Consider the following 3,879-nt stretch of genomic DNA (forward strand, 5'->3'; position numbering starts at 1 on the left):
TCAGCCGACCGCGAAAAGATCCTTCACGCCTTGATTCTTCACGGCGTCCCGCCCTTTCAAGCGAAGCATCGCTCTTGCTTCATCGGGCGTGGCCACCTCGAGAGAAAGCGCCTCGATCACTGTCTTGATGCGGCTGACCTGATTGGCATTCGTTCGCGCCAGACGGACAGGTCCATCCCATAACGAGTCTTCCAGGCCCACGCGAACATGGCCGCCGACTGCCGCGCCCATGGTCGCCAACGGGATCTGATTGCGCCCGGCACCCAGTACTGACCACACGTAGGCATTGCCGAACAGGCGCTCAGCCGTTCGGCGCATGTGCATCAGGTCTTCGGCGTGCGCGCCAATGCCGCCGCGAAGGCCGAACACGGACTGAATCAGGAGCGGGGCCTTGACCAGACCGCGGTCTAGGAAGTGCGCCGCGGTGTAGAGGTGGCTGATGTCGTAGCACTCGATCTCGAAGCGCGTCTCGTTGGCCGAACATGACCTCAGAATGTGTTCAATATCCTTGAAGCTGTTGCGAAACACGAGATCGTCGCCGTTCTGCAGATAGGGGCGCTCCCAGTCATGCTTGAACTCCTTGAAGCGGTTCAGCATCTCGTAGAGTCCGAAATTCATCGACCCCATGTTGAGCGATGCCACCTCAGGCTGGCTGCAAGCGTTCTTCGACACTCATCATTGGTGAACCACCGGTCGTGAGATTGACAATCACGTCAGAGGCCTCGCGAATGCGCGGAAGGAAATCGCGAAACAACGCAGGGTCGTGCGACGGCCGACCATTCGACGGTTCGCGTGCATGAAGGTGAACGATGGCCGCGCCTGTGCTTGCGGCGCTCAAGGCTGACTCGGCGATCTTCGCTGCGGTCACCGGCAGGTAGGGCGGGATTGCTCATGGTCCACAGCGCCCTGTCGTCGATGGACGTGCCCACGCGCACCGCCTACGTCATGGCCGTCGTCACGCCCGCGGAGCGCAGCGCCGCTGCGAGCTTCACGGCTGTGCCGCGCAGCCTGGCGGCAGCGATCAGCCCGATGCTGAGCGGAGCGATGTTCGCCGCCGGGTGGATCTCGATGTCGCTGATCGCATGCGGCCTGCTCAAGATCACCTACGACCTGACGCTGTGGCGTGCCATGCGGCGCAGTCGGGTCGAGAGACTGTAGCCGGACGATCCCTCCCTACGGCCTAAGAGAACGGCAGTACCTTGAGGTCGAAGACCCGCTCCAGGAACCAGATCACCGCGACCAGGACCGCCGCGGTCGACCCGCCGCGCAGCAGCACCGGCTCGTAGCGACGCCAGTGGCGCATGGCCAGCAAGACGCCTATCGCCGCGAAGACGACGACGAGTTGACCGGCCTCCACGCCGAGATTGAATTGCAGCAGCGCCAGGACGAAGCCCCGCGTCGGAAGCGCCATCTCGGCCAGCGCACCGGCAAATCCGAAGCCATGGATGAGCCCGAACAGGAAGCTGAACAGTTTGCGCCGGCCGCGCAGCAAGGGGTAGATATTGTCGAACGCGGCGAGCACGATGGTGATCGCGATGGCCGGTTCGATCACCCGTGGCGAGATGTTCACGATCTTGAGCGCAGCCAGTGCCAGCGTGATCGAATGGGCGACGGTGAACATGGTGACGATGCCGAGCATCGGCAGAACCGCCTCGCGCCAGGTCACCACAGGCTCCCAGCTGCCGGCACGACGGCGCAGCACCGCAGGCAGCAACAGGCAGACCAGGAACAGGATGTGGTCGTAGCCGACCACGATGTGATGCACGCCATCGCGAAACAGGCTTGCGTTCGGCGATACCGCATCGGCTGAAACTGCACCCTGCCCGCTGCCGCGCGATGCTGAAGGCCAACTGAGGGTAACCGGGCCGCCGGATGGGTCCAGCGAACGCACCAGTGGATCCCCCTCGGCCTGCGCCACGATGCGCAGCAGGCCGCGGTGGGTGGGGTCCACCTCGCGGAACAACTGGTAGTCGATCGACAGCACCGTCGCGACATCGCATCGGGCCTGGAGCTGGAAGATGAGGTAGGCGCCGTCGATGCGATCGTCCACCGCGGGCGGCGCAGCCTGCGTCAAGACGCAGCGTCCTTGCTGCAGCCGCAGGCGCGCGAGTGCATAGGCGCGGATCTCGTCCATGCGGCCATTGACCTCGCCCCAGTTCAGCTTGCGGTCGCTGTTGCGGTCGAGATCGAGCACTGCATCGAGGTCGCGCAACGCGATGTCCCAGCGCAGGTCCACCGCATCGCCGGCGAGCTGCATCTGCAAGTAGGCGTCGCTGGCCTTGTGCGCATGCGCCGTGCGCGGTCCGGCCGCCAGCAAGGCGAGCAGCAATACCAACGCGCATGCGACCACGCGGTTCGCCAGCCGCGCGTAACCGGGCGTCATGTCAAAGGACTGCGTCGATTCGCGCATCGCGAAGCCCCGTGCGTTGCATCAGCGCCCTCAGTTCGCGGCGCGCTGCTTCATCGTTGGCCGCGACGGCGGCGCGCGCAAGCAGCAGCAGGTCGATCGGCTCGCGCTGCAGCTGGGCATTGGCGCGGGCCAGGGCGAGCGCGCGCTGGGCGTCACCCTCGACGTCGAGCGCGAACAAGGCACCTTCGCGTGCATGCACTTCGGCATTTCCTGGCCGCAGCGCCGCGGCGCCGAAGCGGGCCTGCAGTTCCACTGAATCCTTGCGAGCAATACCCGCGATRCCCGCGCTGCCCATGCTGTCGACCCGACGCGCGGCGATGGCCAGCCGCAACAGCACTGCATCGTTGCGAGGCTCCTTGGCGAGCAACGCGGGTACCTCGGCGGATCGCTTCTGGCGCAGGAGGAAGTCGCTGTAAGCGATCAGGAGGTAGCCCGAGCGCTCGGCCTGCAGCGCCTGTCTGTAGAAGGCTTCGGCCGCGGTCGGGCGACCCGCGATTTCCTCGACTTCAGCCAGGCTGGTGAGCAGCCATTGGCGCGTGCCCGCCTGCTGCGCGCCCTGCAGCTTCGGATCGGACAGCAAGCCGCGCAGGGTCTCACGTGCCGAAGCATGGTCGCCGCGCAGTCCGGCGTTTTCGGCCAGGCAGGCCAAGCCATAGAGCGCAGCGCCGACGCGTCCCAGCGCGCGACATGCAGCGTCCGACTCGGCATAGCGACCACGCACGCGCAGGATGGTCGCCAGCGTGATCCAGGCTTGGGCGTTGCCGGGCTGCCGGCCCAGCGCCGCCTTCAAGGTGAGCTCGGCCGCATCGAAGTCATGCAGGAACTGCGCGATCGTGGCGCGCATTACCAGCACTGCGGGCGGCGTCTGCGCGGGCGTTGTCGGGTCCCAGGCCTGGAGAGCGCCCGCGGCGTAGCCGGCGTAACGCGCATCGCCCTGCGCACGCGCCAGTTCCATGTAGCCCTGGGCGACAGCGATCGCGGTGGTTTCRTCACGCGGATGTCGTGCCAGCGCCTGCCGCAGTCGTCGCTCCTCGAGCGACCAAGCCGCGATGGCTGGCAGCGTCTCGACGATGGTGTCGTCGCTGGCCGGGACGCGCGGCGTGGCGCCGAGCGGCACGCTGGCCGCGATCAGCAGCCACACCATCAACCCGCGTCGCACGAGGCCCGTCGTTGGCGCGTGGACGGTGCACATCACTCGGTCGCGATGGGTTCTCGAGTCTCCATGGTCGTCGGCGGATCGAAAGCGGTCACGTCGGCCGGCTCTGCCGTGTCCAGCGCGGTCGCGACGAGCGCCTTGACATAGGCGAGGAACGCAACGAGGGTGTAGGCAGTCGTGGTCGACGTCGTGCCGCCGATGGGCGGAAAGTAGCCGCCGCCCCCACCGCCACCACCGCAGCCGGCGACGACGAGCGCCGCAAACAGTGGAACGCCGATTCGAATGATCATGCGGTTCATGTCGTGCTCCTTAC

Annotated in this window: 3 protein-coding genes and 2 pseudogenes; 1 reads left to right on the forward strand and 4 read right to left on the reverse strand. The window is 66.3% G+C overall.

Going from position 1 to position 3,879, the window contains the following annotated elements; translation table 11 throughout:
* Window positions 1–886 (reverse strand): annotated as a pseudogene (gene kce, locus AC1DY5_RS45850) (3,5-dioxohexanoate:acetyl-CoA acetone transferase).
* On the opposite strand from kce, the pseudogene AC1DY5_RS45855 reads away from it, so the two are divergent.
* Window positions 883–1,158, forward strand: a pseudogene (locus tag AC1DY5_RS45855) (MFS transporter); the annotation flags it as partial. The pseudogenes kce and AC1DY5_RS45855 overlap by 4 nt on opposite strands.
* Window positions 1,159–1,180: 22 nt before the next feature.
* On the opposite strand, the gene AC1DY5_RS45860 reads toward AC1DY5_RS45855, so the two are convergent.
* The 3 genes from AC1DY5_RS45860 to AC1DY5_RS45870 all read right to left on the reverse strand — a co-directional run.
* Window positions 1,181–2,410 carry a HupE/UreJ family protein gene (locus tag AC1DY5_RS45860; protein WP_478121035.1) on the reverse strand — a complete coding sequence of 410 codons (1,230 nt, stop codon included), beginning with the start codon at window positions 2,408–2,410 and terminating at the stop codon, window positions 1,181–1,183.
* Entirely contained in the window at window positions 2,385–3,602 is a 1,218-nt protein-coding gene (locus AC1DY5_RS45865; RefSeq protein WP_478121036.1) for a tetratricopeptide repeat protein, read from the reverse strand. The genes AC1DY5_RS45860 and AC1DY5_RS45865 overlap by 26 nt, the downstream gene beginning before the upstream one ends.
* A partial coding sequence (locus AC1DY5_RS45870) for a hypothetical protein (protein WP_478121037.1) occupies window positions 3,602–3,879 on the reverse strand: 278 nt, incomplete at its 5' end. The genes AC1DY5_RS45865 and AC1DY5_RS45870, both read right to left, overlap by 1 nt.

This window comes from Variovorax sp. P4_D9, assembly GCF_056401695.1.

Excerpts from the sequence above, each read along its gene's own strand:
- AC1DY5_RS45860 (WP_478121035.1), bottom strand. The coding sequence starts at position 2,410 with ATGCGCGAATCGACGCAGTCCTTTGACATGACGCCCGGTTACGCGCGG.